Source organism: Rhodococcus sp. OAS809, from assembly GCF_040546695.1.
Lineage (GTDB): Bacteria > Actinomycetota > Actinomycetes > Mycobacteriales > Mycobacteriaceae > Rhodococcus_F > Rhodococcus_F qingshengii.
Map to the genome: position 1 here is coordinate 1845223 of NZ_JBEPOI010000002.1, position 18286 is coordinate 1863508.

An 18286-nucleotide genomic window follows, 5' to 3' on the forward strand; every position below is an offset into this window, starting at 1 on the left:
GGAGTCTCCGGACTCCTTGACCGCGCACAGCTATGTCGGGGGCATGTTGAGCGGTGTCACGACTTGAACCGGTGACGTCGTAAAGCCGAAGTGAGCGCCCATGGCGCCGTGTTCTTTCATGACCACTCGACAGGCAGTGCGAACATCCGCCCGCAGATCGTGGTGGAGCACCGCTGATATTCGCCTCTCCCCCAGCAACTTTCGATTGTCACCGTCGAGATCGTGAGCGATGAAGACACTGCACTCCCGGTTCAGTTCTTCGAACGCGTCGACAGTGGCCAGGTTGCCACCACCGATCGAATACACGGCACGGATCTGCGGATCGGATTCGAGTGCCGCTCGCACCAATTTCCTACTCGTCTGATCCAGACCGTCACTGTTCGGAATGTCGATCAAACGGCGATGCGGAGCCGAGACGCGCATAGCGGAGCGAAATCCCATCTCCCGTTCTTCCTCCCCACGGAAGAAGCCGCTACTCATGCTGACCAGCACGTTGCCGTCCCGATCCCCCAGCCACTGATCTATCAAGTACGCGGCGGTGGCTCCGGCGGCTCGGTTGTCGATGCCGATGTAGGCGGCTCGCCTGCTACCGGGAACATCGGTCACCAACGTGACGACCGGAATCTTGGCCGCCACCAACCGGTCGATCGCCGCCACGACTTCCGGAGTGTCGGGAGCCTTGACGATGACTCCGTGGGATCCGCGTCGGCGAATCTTGTCGAGCGTCGACGTCATCGCTTCGACCGAACCGGTTTCACGAAAGTGGAACCGAGAACGAACAACAGCAGGCGCAAGGGTCGGCAGTTCGGCCTCGAGCGCGTCACGGACTGCGTCGGAAAACCTTGCGGGAGTTTGCAACACGACGTCGACGATGAACGTGCGCCCGACCAGTTTCAGTTGCGAGCGTTGACGTTCCAGGTCCGTGATCGCCTGGCGAACCTCCGATCGTGTGCCGTCGCGAACTCCAGGACGGTCGTTGAGCACCCGGTCGACGGTGGCCTCACTCAGGCCCGACTGCTGAGCGATCTCCCGTACTTTGAATCGATGCGCCACAACTACCTCACGATGATGGATATTTGATGGTTTTTCGCTGTTGCTCGAGGTCTTCGTCACAGCCAGACTAAACCCATGACTTCTCCGCCGGGCGTAACCAGGCCCGCACTCCTAGCCGACACCGTCGTACTGGTCAGTGGCGGCTCGCAAGGCGTCGGCGCCGGCGTCGTTCGCGCCGCAGTCCGTGAGGGCGCTCAGGTGGCTTTCACCGGCCGACGCCCGGACGTCGGAAAGGCTCTCGAGGCAGAACTTCCGGGAACTCACTTCATCGAAGCCGATGTGGCGCAGACCGATTCCGCGCTCGCCAGCGTGGCCGAGACGATCTCTCACTTCGGCCGCGTGGATGCCCTCGTCAATTCTGCCGGACTCACCTCGCGCGGCACGCTGCTCGACACCACCGAGGAACTCTTCGACCAGCACATCGCGGTGAACCTCCGCGGTCCGTTCTTCACGATGCAGGCAGCCGTCAAGGACATGCGCGAGCGTGCGGTCCCCGGGTCCATCGTCAACATCATCTCCACGTCCGAACTCGGCGGGCAACCGTATCTCGCGCCGTACGTGGCAGCGAAGGCCGGGCTGGCGGGGCTGACCCGCAACGCCGTCCATGCGCATCGCTGGGATCGCATCCGGATCAACGGTCTCGACATCGGGTGGACACAGACCGAGGGAGAAGACCTCACGCAGAGAGCTTTTCACGACGCCGGTGACGACTGGCAGGAACGTGCGGGCAGCACCCTCCCCATGGGCAAGCTCGGACAGGTCGACGAAATCGCCGAATTCGTCGTCTTCCTGCTCTCCGATCGCAGCGGAGTCGTGACAGGTTCGATTATCGACTGGGACCAGAACGTCTTCGGAGGGCTGGACTGATGGGCGCTCGCATCGGAGTCATCGGGCTCGGACGAATCGGCAGCTACCACGCCCGAAACCTGCTGACGATGGACGGCGTCGACGCACTGATTGTCACCGACGTCGACGCACGTCGAACCTCGGACGTGGCAAGCGAACTCGACGTGGAGTCCGCTGCCGATCCCGACGCGCTTTTAGCGTCAGGCATCGACGGCGTTCTGATCGCCGCGTCGTCGAGTTCGCACGCCGACCTGATCGAAGCCGCTGTCCGCCGAGACATCCCGACGTTCTGCGAAAAGCCGGTAGCCGACTCGATCGAATCCTCGGTTCGTGTCCTCGCGACTGCCGAGCAGACGTCGGTACCAGTCCAGATCGGATTTCAGCGCCGATTCGACCCGTCATCTGTGGCGGCGTACGACGCAGTTCGATCCGGAGAACTCGGTTGGATCCACACTCTCCGATCGACCACCCTCGACCCCGCTCCCCCGCCGATCTCGTACATCGCACACTCCGGCGGCATCTTCCGCGACTGCTCGATCCACGATTTCGACATCGTCAGGTGGGTCAGCGGCCGCGAAGTCACCACGGTTTTTGCCACCGGCTCGAATCAGGGTGATCGCGGGATCGCCGATGCCGGTGACGTCGACACCGCCGCAACGGTTCTCACTTTCGAAGGCGGAACCATCGCGGTCGTGTCAAATACCCGCTACAACGGCCGCGGCTACGACTGCCGACTCGAGGTACTCGGCTCGGCGGACTCCGTCGTTGCCGGGCTGGACGACCGCTTGCCACTCCGCTCTCTCGACCCCGAAACATCGTTCCCCTCGAAGGAGCCGTACACGTTCTTCATGGACCGCTTCACGTCCGCCTACCGTGCGGAACTCGAAGCATTCCTCGGCGTTGTCGCCGGGCGTCGGGAATCACCGTGCACGCCCACAGATGCGGTCGAGTCGGCGTGGATCTCCGAAGCTGCAACGCACTCTCTGCGCGAGGGTCGGCCCGTCACGATCACCGAAGTCAAAGATCTGTTCCTTCACGACAAGAATGAGGCACACACATGAGCACTCCTCGCATCGCCGGCGCACCGATCTCCTGGGGCGTGTGCGAAGTCCCGGGCTGGGGCTACCAACTCGACCCTGCGCAAGTCCTCCGGGAAATGCGCGAAGTCGGTCTGGCGGCAACGGAAATCGGACCGGAGGGCTTTCTGCCGACAGCACCCGCCGAAATGGCCAAGGTGCTCGCGGATCACGACCTAAGCGCAGTCGGCGGGTTTGCACCAGTACTGCTGCACGATGACGATCATGATCCGGTACCCGGCATCTCCCCCATCCTCGACGGTTTTGTCGCCTCGGGTGCCGAGGTTTTGGTTCTGGCCGCCGCGACGGGTTCCGACGGCTACGATTCACGCCCAGAACTGGACGAGCAGAGTTGGAAAACCCTGCTACACAATCTCGATCGCCTCACCGACGCCGCGGCCGAGCGTGGAATCAGGGCAGTTGTCCACCCTCACGTCGGAACGATGATCGAGCAGCGCGACGAGGTCCTGCGAGTGCTCGACGGCTCGGCCATCCCACTGTGCCTGGACACCGGCCACCTGTTGATCGGCGGCACCGATCCGGTCGACCTGGCGCGTCAAGCTCCCGAGCGCATCACCCACGTGCATCTCAAGGACGTCGACGATGCCCTCGCATCACGCGTTCGCAGTGGTGAGCTCACCTACACCGACGGCGTGAAGGCGGGAATGTACCGTCCGCTCGGTGGCGGCGACGTCGACATCGCCGGTGTCACAGCCATATTGCAGCGCCACGGTTTCGACGGGTGGTACGTGCTCGAGCAGGACACCATTCTGGCCGAGGCTCCGTCCGACGAGGGACCGGTGCGCGATGTGCGAGCGAGCGTCGAGTATCTGCGGTCGGTTCTGTGACACCTGCCCCGCTGCGGATAGGCATTCTGGGAGCCTCACGCATCGCCGAGAACGGGATGATCAAACCTGCAACGGCCACCGGGCACCGCCTGGTGGCCGTTGCCGCACGCAGCCCCGAGCGGGCCAGAGCCTATGCAGCCCAGCATGGGATCGAACGGGTGGTCGATTCGTACGCCGAGCTGATCTCGGATCCGGAGGTGGACGTCGTCTACAACGCGCTGCCCAACAGCCTGCACGGACCGTGGAATCTCGCCGCCGTTCAGGCCGGCAAGCACGTGCTGACGGAGAAACCGTTTTCGAGCAACGCGGTGGAAGCGCGTGCTGTAGCCGAGGCAGCACGCGTGAGCGGCGTGACGCTGCTCGAGGGGTTCCACTACCTCTTTCATCCGGTGAACCGGCGCCTGCTGGATCTGGTTCGAAGCGGCGCCGTCGGCGCGGTCACTCGGGTGGAAACCGTACTGCGGATGCCCACACCATCCGAGAACGACCCGCGGTGGGAGCTCGCCTTGGCAGGCGGGTCACTGATGGACCTGGGCTGCTACGGGTTACATGCTTCCCGGACGCTGAGTGACGTCTGTGGTGGTGCGCCAGTGGTGACCGAGACCCGCCACGAGGAATATGCTCCGAGGGTTGATTCGTGGTTCGACATCGAACTCGAATACCCCAGCGGCGCCACGGCATCCGTGGTGACCACGATGTTGGACGAGCGGTATCACTTCACCTTCCGAGTATTCGGCACTGAAGGAGACGTCCTGGTACACAACTTCCTGCAGCCGGACATCGACGACCGTGTCTCCGTCACGGCCGGTGGGCGCACGAGCGTCGAGCATCTGGGCACGAAGTCGTCGTACACCTATCAACTCGAAGCGTTCGCCGATCATCTGTCCGGGGTCTCGGCGCTGCCGATCGGGCCGGGCGACGCGGTAGCCAACATGACGATGATCGACGAGGCGTACATGCATTCCGGCCTCGGGGTTCGGCCGACGACCATCCTGTGACGAAACGACTACAGCCTCGGTTCGATTCGAACCGAGGCTGTAGTCGCGAGGTTTTGATCTAGCGGCGAAGCTCGTGGGTCAGCGTCTCGAGCTCGTCACCGCCCGCCATCTCCTTGGTCAGTTCTTCGAGTGAGATGTCGTCGTACTTGGCGTCGAGCTTCTGCCTGCCTCGGTTGAGGAGCACGAAGTGATCGCCGACCATGTACGCGTGGTGCGGATTGTGCGTGATGAAGATGACGCCGAATCCCTGTTCCTTGGCAGCGGTGATGTAGCGCAACACCATTCCCGACTGCTTGACGCCGAGCGCTGCTGTCGGCTCGTCGAGAATCAGCACGCGCGCGCCGAAGAAGATGGCGCGGGCGATGGCAACACACTGACGCTGACCGCCCGAGAGACTACCGATCGGTGCGTCGACGTCAGGTAGTTCGATGCCCATCTTCGACAGTTCCGAAAGAGTCGTCGCGCGCATGGCGTTGGCGTCGAGCGACTTGATCAGACCGCCCTTGCGCAGTTCCTGCCCGAGGAAGAAGTTGCGCCACACCGGCATCAACGCAACGACGGCGAGGTCCTGATAGACCGTCGCGATGCCTTTGCCGAGAGCTTCTTTCGGCGAGTGGAATGTTGTCGGTTCACCGTCGACGAGTAGTTCACCTTCGCTCTGTTGGTGCAGACCGGCGATGATCTTGATCAGCGTGGACTTGCCTGCGCCGTTGTCACCGAGCACGCCCGTTACTTCACCCGCACCGACGCGCAGGTTGATTCCCTTGAGCGCGATGATGTTTCCGTATTGCTTACCGACGTCCTTGAGCTCGATCAGTGGCACGTTGCCGCCCGAGTTCGAGAGAGCGGGAACTTCAGCTGTGGTACTCATGTGTCACCTTTTCGCAGCGTAGTTGCGGAATGCGTTGTTGGCGATGACCGCGAAGAGCAGCATGGCGCCGAGGAAGAACTTGAACCAGTCCGGGTTCCAGCCTGCGTAGACGATGCCCTGGTTGGTCATACCGAAGATGAATGCACCGATCGCAGCGCCGATCGCGGTTCCGTAACCACCGGTGAGCAGGCAACCGCCGATGACTGCGGCGATGATGTACAGGAACTCGTTACCGACACCCTGACCGGACTGAACGGTGTTGAACGAGAACAGCAGATGCATGCCCACGAACCAGGCAGCAAAGCCGACGGTCATGAACAAGCCGATCTTGACTGCGGTCACGGGCACACCGATCGCGCGGGCACTGTCCTGATTGCCGCCGACCGCGAAGATCCAGTTGCCGATCTTGGTCTTGAACAAAACAAATGTTGCAATCGCGGTGAACAGCAGCCACCACACGACCGTGATCTTGACGGACACCCCGAAGACCGAGAACGACGACGCGAATACCTTTTTGGCGGAATCGAATCCAGCCATGTCGGAGACGCTGGGTGTGGCCACCTGACCACTCACGAGCTTGGTGACGGCCAGGTTGATACCGGTCAACATCAGGAAAGAACTCAAGGTGATGAGAAAGCTGGGAATCTTCGTCTTCATGACGAGGTAGCCGTTGAAGAATCCGACGGCGAGCGAGACGACCAGCGCCAGAATCGCGCCCACCCACAGGTTGAGGTGCAGGTTGTAGGCGATCATCGACGCGGCGAGCGAGGACGTGGTAACTGCGACGCCGGCGGAGAGGTCGAACTCGCCGCCGATCATGAGCAGGGCGACCGCGCAAGCCATGATGCCGATCGTGGAGCTGGAGTAGAGCACTGTCGCAAGCGCTTCCGGCGTACGGAACGGTGCCGCGACGATACAGAAGAAGATGAAGATGGCGATGGCGCCGACAAGTGAACCCATCTCCGGGCGGAGCAGCAGACGCTGAATGCGCTTTTGCTCCTTCACCCGTTCATCGGTCACGACTTTATGGGCGGCAAGGTCGAGATCTGCCTGAGTGGACATGATTTCCCTTCCGTGCTGGACAGGCGCACGGAGGGCGGACTCTCAGCCCTCCGTGCGCCCGGATCAGCGAGTTCCGTTCTTGGCGTACTCGGCGACCGAGTCGATGTTGGTGTTGTCGATGAACGCGGGTCCGGTCAGGGTGGGCAAGCCACCACCGATCACGTTGCCGTTGTTGAGGTAAAGCCACAGCGAATCGATGGCGAGGTAGCCCTGCAGGAAGGGTTGCTGGTCCACTGCCCACTGCACGTCACCGGATTTGATGGCGTCGACGAGCGCCGCGTTGGTGTCGAAGGTGACGACCTTCGCCTTGCTGCCCGCATTGCCGACCGACGTCACGGACGTCAATGCGAACGGCGCACCGAGCGCGAGAACTCGATCGATTGCCGGGTCCTGTTGAAGTTTCGCGGTGATGGTCGACTCCACCGACGGCATGTCCTTGCCGTTGACGTTGAGAATCTCCGTCGTTCCCTTGAACGACTTCTTCACACCGGCACAACGTGATTCGAGGCTCACGTTGCCCTGCTCTTGAATGACGCACAGCACCTTGGTGGCTCCTTCGGTGTTGAGTCGCTCGCCCGCAGCTTCACCGGCAATCGACTCGTCCTGACCGAAGTACTCCTTGACGCCCATGTCCTTCCAGGTTTCGAGGCCCGAGTTGAGGGCGACCACCGGAATGCCCGCGGCGGTGGCACTTTGGACCGCGGCAACCATGGCGTCGGGCTTCGCGAGGGTAACGGCAATCCCGTCGACCTTGCTGTCGATCGCGCTCTGAACCAAGTTGGCCTGATTCGGGGCCTCGGGATCGGCGGAGTACCGAAGTTCGATGTTGTCCTTGGCCGCTGCGGTTTCGGCTCCCTTGCGCACCAGATCCCAGAACGTGTCACCGGGAACTTCGTGGGTGATCATCGCAATGGTGGCGCGGGGCGTGTCCGCCGTACCCGCGCCCATTCCGGATCCGGATGAATCCGGCTTACCGCCGGTGCTGGAACAGCCGGCCAGACCCAAGACCACGACTGAGGCTCCGGCCAGTACGGCAACGCTCTTGCGCCCCGTGAGAAACGACATGTGAACTCCCTCTCGACATCAACCAACGGCCCGCGAACGGATGGTGCTCGGTTGTATGTGAAAGATGTAATACCCGTCACAGTCGAATGTCAATAGTTTGTTCTGACATTAGGACTGCTTATCAAAGACCAGACAAACTGAAGGGAGCGGAAAGGCCAGGTCAACGCGCTGCAGGTCCAGTTGAACCTCGAACCACTAGTTGTGGTTGCGCGACTATGTCCTTGCCCAAGAGTCCACTTCCGCCATCGAGACGTTCGGAGATTCGCTCCACCGCGGCGCCACCCAGAAACGCCGTGTCCTGCCCGACGCTGGTCAGATCGATGTGCACCAAACCTGCCAATGCACTGTTGTCGAATCCGATCACGGAGACGTCGCCGGGCACCGAGACCCCGGCACGCAGGAAGACGTCGAGAACCCCCAGTGCGCAGCGATCATTGAAAGCGAAGACCGCACCGGGAATCCCTTGTTCGACCATCGACCGCGCGGCGTCCGCGCCGAACTCCTCCGTGAGGCCGCCGGGAAGTATCCGCGATTCCAGTCCGGCCGCCCGCATGGCCTTCCGGTAGCCCTGACGCCTCTCCTGGGCGCCCGGACCGCGTCCGCCGTCGACATGGACAATCGAGCGGTGCCCGAGTCCGACGAGATGATTCACGGCCATCACGGCGCCCGCCTCGTCGTCCGTGCGGACAACGTCCACATGTGCTGAGGGCATCTTCCGGGCGAGCACGACGACGGGAACCTTGGCCGCCAGGTCGACGATCTCCGATTCCGGCGCCTGCGAACCCAACAGCAAGATCGCCTCGCATCGGTCGTCGAGCAGGGTGCGCACGGCGCGCGAGCCAGGCCTGCGGTCCGAGACAGCGCTGAGAACGACGTCGTAGCGCAAGCGTTCGGCTGCGTCGTAGATCTCGTCGAGCAGCTCCGCGTGAAAGGTTTGCGCGGCAACATAACTGACACCGATCAGGCGGCTGCGATGCTGGCGCAGCAGTCGCGCCGCGTTGTCGGGTCGATAGCCGAGTTCGTCCGCGGCCGCCTTGACCCGTACCCGCGTCGCATCGCTGGCACCCGGGACATCGCGAATGACGATGGACACCAGTGCGCGTGACACACCGGCCAGGTCTGCTACGTCTTGCAAGGTGGGGCGTCGACTGTTCACCTCCACAGACTAGATCGTTCCAGCGAATACACGCCGAAACGTTGACGCACGAGGCAACCAGCGCTTTACTGGCATGGACTAGAACGATCTAGTTCCTCATCCTCACTCCGAACGGAGCCCCCATGTCTGCCTCTGTTGCAGTCGGTCTGATCGGCGCTGGATGGATCGGCCGTTTCCACGGCGAGTCCGTCGCGCTGCGTGTCCCCGGCACCCGTCTCGTCGCCGTCGCCGATCCTGCGCCCGGCGCTGCGGCGTCGTTGATCGAACGTGTCAGTCCCGACGCCCGCGCGTACACCGACGCCCTTGAGCTGATTGCCGATCCGACCGTCGAAGCGGTGCTCATCAGTACGCCCGCATCAACTCACACCGATCTCGTGGTAGCAGCAGCGGAGGCAGGCAAGCATGTCTTCTGCGAAAAGCCGATGGCATTGACGCTCGAGGACGCCGATCGCGCAATCGGCGCATGCGCCGCGAACAATGTTGCGCTGCAGGTCGGTTTCAACCGGCGCTTCGCCGCCGACTTCGCCGCGGCACACGACGTGATCACCTCCGGTGGGATCGGGACACCGCAGCTACTTCGCTCTCTGACTCGCGATCCGGGAATCACCGCCGACGTCGCCTCTCGAGTCAAGCCGTGGACGATCTTCAACGAGACACTGATTCACGACTTCGACGCCCTGCTCTGGCTCAACCCGGGGGCACGCGTCGTCGAGGTGTTCGCGCAGGCCGATGCTCTCGTCCATCCGCAGTACAAGGAGCAGGGGTACCTCGATACGTCGATGGTTCAGTTGCGGTTCGACAACGGCGCCTTCGCGTCGGCCGAGGCCAACTTCCAGGCCACCTACGGTTACGACGTTCGCGGCGAGGTTTTCGGTTCCGGTGGAATGGTGAGTGCAGGCGAGGTCACGCGGACCGCGATGCGTCATTACAGCTCACCGGGCGTTCGGGCCGACACACCTCGGGTGAACATCGAACTGTTTCACGACGCCTATGTTGCCCAGCTGGCGCACTTCGCAGACTGCATCCGCTCCGGCAGCGCGCCGTCGGTCGACGGTCTCGATGCTCGCAACGCCCTGGAAATCGCACTGGCTGCAAAAGAATCCGTGGAAACCGGACTGCCCGTATCGCTGCTGTCGGTGCCGCAGTGAGCCCCTTCGATTTGGCGGTCTCTGCCGAGATGACGTTCACCGAACTCCCTGTCGTCGAACGCATTCGGCGGATCTCGGAGGCGGGGTTCGCAGCCGAGATCTGGAGTTGGCAAGACAAGGACCTCGATGCTCTGGTCGCCACCGGGGCTCGGTTCTCCTCGATGACCGGCTATCTTCACGGCGATTTGTTCGACGAAGCGGGCAGCGCCGAACTCGTACGTACAGCGGCGCTATGCCTCACGCCGGCAGCGAAACTCGGCGTTCCTCGGCTGAACTTCCATACCGGCGAGCTGATCGACGGACAGGCCGCGCGCCCGCAGTATCGAACTACGGGAGCGATGTGGCTGACGGCCCAACGCGCTCTCGAGAAGATCGCGCGACTGGGTGAAGACGCCGGAGTCGTCTTCTGCCTCGAGAATCTCAATACGATCGTCGATCACCCTGGCGTACCGATGGCCAGAGCCAAAGACACTCTGGCACTGGTGGAATCCGTCTCACACCCCAACCTCAAGATGATGCTCGACCTCTACCACGCACAGATCGGCGAAGGAAACCTCATCGAACTCGTGCGGCGTTGTGGTGACAACATCGGCGAGATTCAGGTGGCCGACGTACCCGGCCGATGCGAACCCGGAACCGGCGAGATCAACTACCCAGCCATCGCACGCGTTCTCGCCGAGCAGGGTTACACCGGCACGATCGGATTGGAGGGCTGGGCATCCGGAGACAGTGACACCGCACTCACTGCTTTCCGGAACGCCTTCACTCTCTAACTCTCACCCAGGAACGTGATCCCTTCGTAGCGCGCAGATCTTCCGTCACCGGTCGAGTCCACGGGGAGCGCTTCCTGAGGTCTTTTTGATGGATTTCAGGGGTAGTTTCGATGGCTTTTCCTTGGCAGTCTTTGAGTCACAGCACATCGTGAACTCCGCAGGAAGGCCCCCGAATGACTCCAGCACTGACCGACCACACCGTGCCGTTCGCGGGTAGATTGCACCGAGAAGATTGCAACATCGAAGACTTCGCCGCTCTGGTCGCACACGAGACAGACCCCGTCGATTACCCGTACGCCCATTCGGTGGCTGACGGCGTTCTTCTCTACCGCTCGGATGCTCTGGTCGACAAATTGTCGAATCCTGAAATCCGGGCGGAGATTCAGGACGAGATCGCCCGCGCGTTACTCACCGGTCCAGGCATCACGGTCTTCCAAGGCGCGTTCGACGCGGAGGTATTGGATCGCGCCAGTGCGGTCTTCCGTGAACTCATTGCGCGCCAACACGAAGCCGGCGCGGTGTCCGGAGATCACTTCGCCAAACCCGGAGCCAATGACCGGATCTGGGGAGCACAACTGAAGTTGGCGCTCGAAGATCCCAAGGCTTACGTCGACTACTACGCAAACAGCATTGTCGCTTTGGCTTCGGAAGCCTGGCTCGGCCCCATGTATCAGGTGACGTCGGACGTCAACGTCGTCAATCCCGGTGGCGCCGCACAGAATCCACATCGCGACTACCACCTCGGTTTCATGTCGAGCGACGTCGCTGCGAAGTTCCGAGCGCACGTTCATCGCTTGACCCCCGCCCTCACCTTGCAAGGTGCAGTCGCCCATGTGGACATGCCGGTCGAGACGGGCCCGACGAAATATCTGCCGTACTCCCAACAATTCGAATCCGGATACCTCGCGTTCGAGCGTCCCGAGTTCAAGGAGTTCTTCGAGACCAATTACGTCCAATTACCTTTGGAGAAGGGAGATGCCGTCTTCTTCAACCCTGCACTGTTCCACGCCGCCGGCCACAACAAATCCGCCGACGTCCTGCGCATGGCAAATCTTCTTCAGGTGTCGTCAGCCTTCGGTCGCGCCCTCGGAACCATTGACCGGGACGCGCTCGTCAACGCGATCTATCCGGCACTGCTCGCCCTCAGCGAAGCAGGTTCCGACGAGTCCGTTCGCTGTGCCGTCGCCGCTTCCGCTGAGGGCTACGCCTTCCCGACCAATCTGGACCGAGACCAACCGATCGACGGCCTCGCGCCTCAGACGCAGGCCGAACTAGTGATGGAGGCGGTTCGCGAGCGGATCTCGCCTGACCTTCTGGCCGAGTTGCTGAAGGCACAGTCCGAGAGACGAATGGCCTGAGGGACGACAGCGCTGACGAGACTTGGACCGCCCAATGCCGGTCAGTCGGTACGCTCGTGGCATGGGGTGGGACTTGTTAGTGCTGTTCGCCATGATCGGCCCGTTGGCGGTGTTCGGGTGGGCGGCTGTTCGGGCAAGGCGCCGCGGGCTTGGGGGGTCGTTCGTCGGGCCGTTTCAGGAGATGTTCGATCCCGGTGCGGCGCGAGCACAGACTGTCATCGAACAGATCGCGGAACTTCCGGATCCTGCGGACTCCGGCGACCCGGACAACGACGACGATGTGCCGTACACAGTCGCCTACGAGGGTGTTCGGCTCCACATCAACCCCGGTAAGGCTCGACAGCGCGGAGGCGACGGGACCACCAAGCGAGCTCAGTGAAAGTCGGACCGGATACAACGCGAGGGAGAACTGGTTCAGTCAGGGCCGGCGAAGTTGATAGGTGACACCGTTCTCCAACTCATCTGAGCTGAAGGACTCCGGAGAGAAGTGGCCCAAGCTCACCTCATAGTTTCTCTGGTTTGCGGGGACGGCATCAAAATGTGCGGTGTAGGAGCAGGTGCTCATTCCGTCGGGAAGTTGATCGATTGCCTCGACCTCGAGTGCCGACCTTGTGGATGCAGCGCCGCTGCCCTCGAAAATCTGAATCTGGTCGTTCGGAGCAACACGAATCATGTCGATCACGCACTCTCCAGAGACCGTCTCGGCCTGCTCTGCCTGACCGGTCACCGTTATCGTGGCGGCAAAGGTTTTCGGCACATCGACATTGGTCGTGCAGCTTGTCAGCATCAGCGCTCCCACAGAGCCCGCTGCCGCAGCCGCAACCTGTGCTGACCTTCGCCTCATAGTCGTCAACGGTAGTGCGTCCGAGTCGCCACGGTGCTCGGTTGCCGAATCCGAAGAGTCACACGGGGCCCGTCGCCGGCCGGCCGAACCACGTGGACAGCTGAGTATCCAACTCCGCCTGCGAATCCCCCACCCATGCCACGTGACCGTCCGGTCGAAGCAGGACAGCCGGTGAGTCCAATTCGGTGCTGGTGTCGACTACGTGGTCGACTCGATCGCTCCAACCATCTACCGCCAGTTGGCTACCCTGGTCGAGAAGAAGTCCGCGGCCGGATCGCATCAGGTCGTACAGGTTGCCGCGGGTCAACGCGATGTTCCGCAGCCGCCGACCGAGTAGGTCGTCGCCTTCGCCGAAATCGTAGCGAATCGAGATCGCAGTGATCTTCTCGGTCAGATAGCGCTTGACGTCTTCGAATTCCATCAGCTCGGAGATCAAGCGCCGCACGGCTTGTGGACCGGCAGCGGTGGAGATCAGCTCCGCCTGCGCGCGCGTGTTGTCGAGAACGTCGGCAGCCACCGGACGCCGTTCCGATTCGTACGTGTCGAGCAGGACGTCCGGTGCCCAGCCGTTGATCTCGGCGGCGAGCTTCCAGCCGAGGTTGAAGGCATCTTGCACACCGAGATTGAGACCTTGACCGCCCATCGGTGGGTGGATGTGTGCGGCATCGCCGGCGAGGAACACCCGGTCGCGCCGGTAGTGCTCCGCCAGACGGGTGGCGTCGCCGAAGCGCGAGAGCCACCGCGGCGAGTGCACACCGAAGTCGGTACCCGCAATGGCCAGTAGCTGTTGTTTGATGTCGTCGAGGGTGGTCGGTGTTGCGCGACCGTCGGCAACTTCGGCCGCAGGGACCACGACACGAAAAGCGCCGTTACCGGCGGGACCGACTCCGAATCGTTTGTGCGTTTCCCGGATTTCGGCGACAACGGCGGCCAGTTCATCAGCCGGCATGGTCACGTCCATTTCGCCGATCAGCGTGTCGGCGCTCGACGGCTCGCCGGGAAACCCGACGTCGATCAGCTTCCGAACAGTGCTGCGGCCGCCGTCGCAGCCCACGAGATAACGCGCGTGAAGTGTTGTGCCGTCGGACAATTCCGCTGTGACGCTATCGGTATCTTGACGGATCGCGACGACGCGCTTCCCTCGCTGAATGTCCGCACCGACTTCGGTGGCATGTTCGGCAAGAATCCTGTCGATCTCGGGCTGAGGTATTCCCAGTACGTACCCGTGGGCAGTATCGAGGTGCGCGGGTGCCGGTTTGCTGATCCCCGCGAAGAATCCACCGAGCGGATACTTGCGGCCGTGCGCGAGGAACTTGTCCAGCAACCCGCGCTGCTCCATGATTTCGATGCTGCGCACATGGATGCCGAGGGCACGGACGAACTGGGTCGGCTCCTCGTCCTTGTCCACGACGACGACATCGACGCCGTGTAGCCGGAGCTCACCTGCCAGCATCAATCCAGTTGGTCCAGCACCGACAATGATGACGTCACTCATGCGATCCCCTCCTTCGGGCAAGGCTTTTGCTTGCTCGCAGCAGACGAGTGTGCACCATCACCGGGGCCTTGCCGCAAGCCCCGGGTCCCGCGTTATGATGAAGGTGGCGGAAGACGCTTCATCATCGGCGCACCAACACCACAGCACCTGTATCGCGTGGGAGCCGCCAACTCTCGATCACCGTCGGCACCAGCATGGCCCCGAGAACACCCAGCGTCAGAGAAAACGGCACTCCGCCGCTCAGATCCCCCGACTCCGCCAACGGTGTGCAGAGCGTGATCACCAACGCGGACAGTGCAATACCTAGACCGGATGCCAACTCTTGCAGCGTTGCATGCAGAGTATTGGCATCGGTCAGCTCACCCGAGTCGACGTCGGCGAACGCCAAGCTGTTGTACGCGGTGAACCCGATGGATCGCAACGCGCCACTGACAAACAGTGCGACAGCGATTACGACGTCCGGTGTCGTCGACGAGATCAGTACCAGCGCACCGAAGCACACCACCGACAGAACTCCGTTTCCCACCAGAACTAGTCTGATCCCGAATCTGCGCATGAGCGGAGTGGTGAGCGGTTTGATCGCGATATTCCCCGCGAACAGGGCCATCACCAGCAGACCGGCCTTGAACGCCGACATTTCGAATCCCACTTGGAACAACAACGGCAGCACAAACGGCACGCCCATGATCACGAGCCGGTACAGCGAGCCGCTCGACGCGACGAGCCGAAACGATCGAAGTCGGAGGACGCCGAGCGCGATGAGCGGATGATCCGACCGGACGAGGTGAATGACGGCCAAGCTCAACAAGATCAGAGCCGCAACGATCCCGAGGCCCACTCGTAGCCAGTCGGTTCCGGCACTGTGCACGTTATCGAGCGCCACGACAAGCACTGCGACGCCTGCTCCGATCACCACCAATCCCAGCCAGTCGAGGCTCCGTTTCTGCGCCTCCCGAATGTCGGGCACCATGCGCAATGCCAGCAGAAACCCGACGATCCCGATCGGAACGTTGATCAGAAAGATCCAGCGCCACGAAGCGATCGACACGATGGCTCCACCCACAGCGGGCGCAAGAACCGGCGCTGTGAGCGCCGGCCACGTCAAGTAGGCGATAGCCCGTACGAGTTCCGCCTTCGACGTCACCCGCAATACTGCGAGCCGCCCCACCGGCACCATCATGGCGCCGCCTACCCCTTGTAAAGCACGCATTCCCACCAGCATCGGGAGGGAGGTGCTCAGTGCACATCCCACCGACGCCACCGTGAAAACGGCTATGGCAGAGATGAAGACACGTCGCGTTCCGAATCTGTCGGCCATCCATCCGCTCGCCGGGATCAGGACGGCCAACACCAGGAGGTACGAAGAAACGGCGACATTGACGTCGACGGCATCAACTCCGAAAGATTGGGCGATCGACGGCAGTGCCGTTGCGAGAATCGTCGCGTCCAGCATCTCCATGAACAGCGCTGCTGCCACGAGCAGCGCCAGTCCGCGGGGAAATGTCACTGCACCAGAGCCTTTCGGAGGAGCTGTCGATCAGCCGAGAGAAATCCAGCTGCCGGAGGTCACCGAGGCGACCATCGCGTCCAGAGCCTGTGCGGACGCGACTGCATCAGCGATGGTCGCGCCCTGCGGCGCTCCGTCCACGATCGAGGCGATGAAATTGCGAGCCTCGATCACTTTCAGGTCGTCGTAGCCCATCGCGTTGGCCGCGCCAGGCTGGAAGCGGCCGAACTCACCGGACTCGGGGCCGACCAGAACCGTCGTGACGGATTGGTCCTGGTACTTCGAGCCGAGGCTGGTGCCCAGTTCACCCATCCGGCGGTAGTCCCAGAACACGGCACCTTTCGTGCCGTGAATCTCGAATCCGTAATTGTTCTGCTCTCCCACGGCGACGCGGCATGCTTCGAGGGTGCACCGGCCACCCGACCCGAGGCGCAGCAGTGCGCTGACGAAGTCTTCGTTCTCGACAGCCCCCATCTCCCCACCGCTGGCCCGCGCATGTCCACTGGTAGCGGCGGACGGACGCGCACGCTCCGGGATGAAGATCGCAGTATCCGCAACGAGAGCGTCGACGTCACCGAGAAGATGACGAATCAGATCGATGCCGTGCGAAGCCAAGTCGCCCAGGACGCCGGCGCCGCCGCGCTCACGCTCGTATCGCCAACTCAAAGCACCTTCAGGGTGGGCCGCATAGTCGCTGAGGAAACGAAAACGCGAGTGCGTGATCGTGCCCAACTCCCCTGAGTCGATCAGGCTCTTTGCCAGGGCCACAGCCGGCGCGTTTCGGTAGTTGAAGCCGACGGTCGACTGCACACCGGCCTTCGAGACTGCTACGGCAACAGCTTTGGCGTCTTCCGTGGACAAGCCGACGGGCTTCTCGATCCAGATGTGTTTGCCGGCCTCTGCCATTGCGACGCCGATTTCACGGTGCAAGAAGTTCGGGGCCGTGATGCTCACCGCGTCGATGGCCGGATCGGCTGCGATATCGCGGCAATCCTGGGTGAAAGCTTCGAAACCGAATTGGTCCGCTGCTTCCTCCCCTCTGCCAGGCACCTCGTCGGCGACGGCGGCCATGCGGATCACGGGAAGCTGGGGATAGTGTTGCCGCAGAAGCAGATACGCCTGCGTGTGGACGCGGCCCATCCATCCGAATCCGGCAACTGCTACTGAAATGCCTGTCATGAGGCTCCGTTCGGGTCAAATGATCGAAGGATCGCAGAAATGCTGGGATCACAAATCACCCCCACTGACTCGGTCAGGCGGGTACTCGTGTCACCGGGATCGAGATCTAGCGGTCGACCACGGTGGTGTCGAAGTAGTAACGCGACGCTCGGTAGCAGTGGCTGCCGTACTCGACGGCGCTACCTGAATCGTCAAATGCAGTGCGGCTCATGGTCAAGAGGGCAGCACCCACTTTCTCGTCGAGCAATCCTGCTTCTTCGCGAGTCGCCGCCCGAGCGCCGATTCGCTGCCGCGCCACACGGATGTGAACCCCGCGAGTTCGCAAGGTTTGGTACAGCCCGTGCGTCTCCAACTCCTCGGGATCGGGTGCGATGTCCACCGGAATGTAATTGGTCATCACGGCAAGCGGTTCGCCGTTGGTGCTTCGCAGACGCCTGATGGTGGCCACTTCGGCGTCAGGTTCGAGGTTGAGTTCCGCGGCAACGTCCTCGGCGGGAACTCCCATCGTGAACTCGAGCAGCTTGGTCGTCGGCGCCTGGCCGGCCCTCGCAAGGTCGTCGAACAGGCTGGTGAGCTCGACCGGGCGGTGCACCGGACTTTGCACCACCTGAGTTCCGACTCCCCGCTTACGAACAAGTAGTCCCTTGTCCACCAGTTCCTGGATCGCGCGTCGAGTGGTCGGACGTGAGAGATTGAGCCGTTTGGCCAACGCCAGTTCGTTCTCGAAGCGATCACCTGGGGCAAGTTCGCCACCGAGAATAGCGCCCTCGATTGCCTGTGCCAGCTGAAAATACAGCGGCACCGGGCTCGAGCGGTCCAACTCGACGGCGAGTGCTGCGACCACGGCCAACTCCGATCTGTCTTGGGAAGGCGCCGTATCGACGCTACTTCTCTCGGCAGTGTATGCGAACACTAACATTCACTTGACCGCAAGTCATAATGTCCAGACAAACTATTGACAATCGCTGTGTCGCGGCGCACAGTTTCAGTCATACAACGGTGCCCTG

18 protein-coding genes are annotated in these 18286 nt (G+C 62.2%); 8 read left to right on the top strand and 10 right to left on the bottom strand.

Features of this window, described 5'->3' with window-relative positions:
- Window positions 1–30 precede the first annotated feature (30 nt).
- Window positions 31–1053, bottom strand: coding sequence for a LacI family DNA-binding transcriptional regulator (locus tag ABIE52_RS11535; RefSeq protein WP_192712601.1), 1023 nt, complete (start codon window positions 1051–1053; stop codon window positions 31–33).
- A 75-nt stretch (window positions 1054–1128) separates the two neighbouring features.
- Between ABIE52_RS11535 and ABIE52_RS11540 the strand changes: the two genes are divergently transcribed.
- The 4 genes from ABIE52_RS11540 to ABIE52_RS11555 are packed head-to-tail and all read left to right on the top strand — an operon-like array spanning window position 1129 to window position 4821.
- The gene (locus ABIE52_RS11540) at window positions 1129–1920 is read left to right on the top strand and encodes an SDR family oxidoreductase (RefSeq protein ID WP_192712559.1); all 792 of its coding nucleotides are present in this window, start codon (window positions 1129–1131) and stop codon (window positions 1918–1920) included.
- Entirely contained in the window at window positions 1920–2960 is a 1041-nt protein-coding gene (locus ABIE52_RS11545; protein WP_192712560.1) for a Gfo/Idh/MocA family protein, read from the top strand. Before ABIE52_RS11540 ends, ABIE52_RS11545 begins: the two co-directional genes overlap by 1 nt.
- On the top strand, window positions 2957–3823 hold the full coding sequence (locus ABIE52_RS11550) for a TIM barrel protein (protein WP_020969151.1): 867 nt from the start codon (window positions 2957–2959) through the stop codon (window positions 3821–3823). The genes ABIE52_RS11545 and ABIE52_RS11550 overlap by 4 nt, the downstream gene beginning before the upstream one ends.
- On the top strand, window positions 3820–4821 hold the full coding sequence (locus ABIE52_RS11555) for a Gfo/Idh/MocA family protein (protein ID WP_192712561.1): 1002 nt from the start codon (window positions 3820–3822) through the stop codon (window positions 4819–4821). Before ABIE52_RS11550 ends, ABIE52_RS11555 begins: the two co-directional genes overlap by 4 nt.
- Window positions 4822–4879: 58 nt before the next feature.
- Here ABIE52_RS11555 and ABIE52_RS11560 read toward each other — a convergent pair whose 3' ends face one another.
- The 4 genes from ABIE52_RS11560 to ABIE52_RS11575 all read right to left on the bottom strand — a co-directional run bounded on the left by ABIE52_RS11560 (window position 4880) and on the right by ABIE52_RS11575 (window position 8981).
- Window positions 4880–5692, bottom strand: a complete 813-nt coding sequence (locus tag ABIE52_RS11560) for an ATP-binding cassette domain-containing protein (RefSeq protein WP_007727336.1) — start codon at window positions 5690–5692, stop codon at window positions 4880–4882.
- Between the two features lie 3 nt (window positions 5693–5695).
- Complete coding sequence (locus ABIE52_RS11565) at window positions 5696–6754, bottom strand: ABC transporter permease (protein ID WP_003940759.1); 1059 nt, start codon at window positions 6752–6754, stop codon at window positions 5696–5698.
- Between the two features lie 63 nt (window positions 6755–6817).
- The gene (locus ABIE52_RS11570; RefSeq protein WP_042449647.1) at window positions 6818–7819 is read right to left on the bottom strand and encodes a substrate-binding domain-containing protein; all 1002 of its coding nucleotides are present in this window, start codon (window positions 7817–7819) and stop codon (window positions 6818–6820) included.
- Between the two features lie 160 nt (window positions 7820–7979).
- On the bottom strand, window positions 7980–8981 hold the full coding sequence (locus ABIE52_RS11575; RefSeq protein WP_118602482.1) for a LacI family DNA-binding transcriptional regulator: 1002 nt from the start codon (window positions 8979–8981) through the stop codon (window positions 7980–7982).
- 116 nt (window positions 8982–9097) lie between these two features.
- Between ABIE52_RS11575 and ABIE52_RS11580 the strand changes: the two genes are divergently transcribed.
- The 4 genes from ABIE52_RS11580 to ABIE52_RS11595 all read left to right on the top strand — a co-directional run bounded on the left by ABIE52_RS11580 (window position 9098) and on the right by ABIE52_RS11595 (window position 12633).
- Window positions 9098–10123: a Gfo/Idh/MocA family oxidoreductase gene (locus ABIE52_RS11580; protein WP_192712562.1), complete on the top strand. Its 1026-nt coding sequence runs from the start codon at window positions 9098–9100 to the stop codon at window positions 10121–10123.
- Window positions 10120–10896: a TIM barrel protein gene (locus ABIE52_RS11585; protein WP_080726629.1), complete on the top strand. Its 777-nt coding sequence runs from the start codon at window positions 10120–10122 to the stop codon at window positions 10894–10896. Before ABIE52_RS11580 ends, ABIE52_RS11585 begins: the two co-directional genes overlap by 4 nt.
- A gap of 173 nt (window positions 10897–11069) precedes the next feature.
- Window positions 11070–12254, top strand: coding sequence for a phytanoyl-CoA dioxygenase family protein (locus ABIE52_RS11590; RefSeq protein WP_192712563.1), 1185 nt, complete (start codon window positions 11070–11072; stop codon window positions 12252–12254).
- A 61-nt stretch (window positions 12255–12315) separates the two neighbouring features.
- On the top strand, window positions 12316–12633 hold the full coding sequence (locus tag ABIE52_RS11595) for a hypothetical protein (protein WP_037125592.1): 318 nt from the start codon (window positions 12316–12318) through the stop codon (window positions 12631–12633).
- A 39-nt stretch (window positions 12634–12672) separates the two neighbouring features.
- On the opposite strand, the gene ABIE52_RS11600 is transcribed toward ABIE52_RS11595, so the two are convergent.
- From ABIE52_RS11600 to ABIE52_RS11620, 5 genes are all read right to left on the bottom strand, one after another.
- Window positions 12673–13098 carry a hypothetical protein gene (locus tag ABIE52_RS11600; RefSeq protein ID WP_354541486.1) on the bottom strand — a complete coding sequence of 142 codons (426 nt, stop codon included), beginning with the start codon at window positions 13096–13098 and terminating at the stop codon, window positions 12673–12675.
- 58 nt (window positions 13099–13156) lie between these two features.
- Complete coding sequence (gene iri / locus ABIE52_RS11605; RefSeq protein WP_192712564.1) at window positions 13157–14593, bottom strand: rifampin monooxygenase Iri; 1437 nt, start codon at window positions 14591–14593, stop codon at window positions 13157–13159.
- A 121-nt stretch (window positions 14594–14714) separates the two neighbouring features.
- The gene (locus tag ABIE52_RS11610; RefSeq protein ID WP_192712565.1) at window positions 14715–16100 is read right to left on the bottom strand and encodes an MFS transporter; all 1386 of its coding nucleotides are present in this window, start codon (window positions 16098–16100) and stop codon (window positions 14715–14717) included.
- A gap of 30 nt (window positions 16101–16130) precedes the next feature.
- Window positions 16131–17279, bottom strand: a complete 1149-nt coding sequence (locus ABIE52_RS11615) for a Gfo/Idh/MocA family protein (protein WP_192712566.1) — start codon at window positions 17277–17279, stop codon at window positions 16131–16133.
- Window positions 17280–17385: 106 nt separating this feature from the next.
- The gene (locus tag ABIE52_RS11620; RefSeq protein WP_192712567.1) at window positions 17386–18123 is read right to left on the bottom strand and encodes a GntR family transcriptional regulator; all 738 of its coding nucleotides are present in this window, start codon (window positions 18121–18123) and stop codon (window positions 17386–17388) included.
- Window positions 18124–18286: the final 163 nt, after the last annotated feature.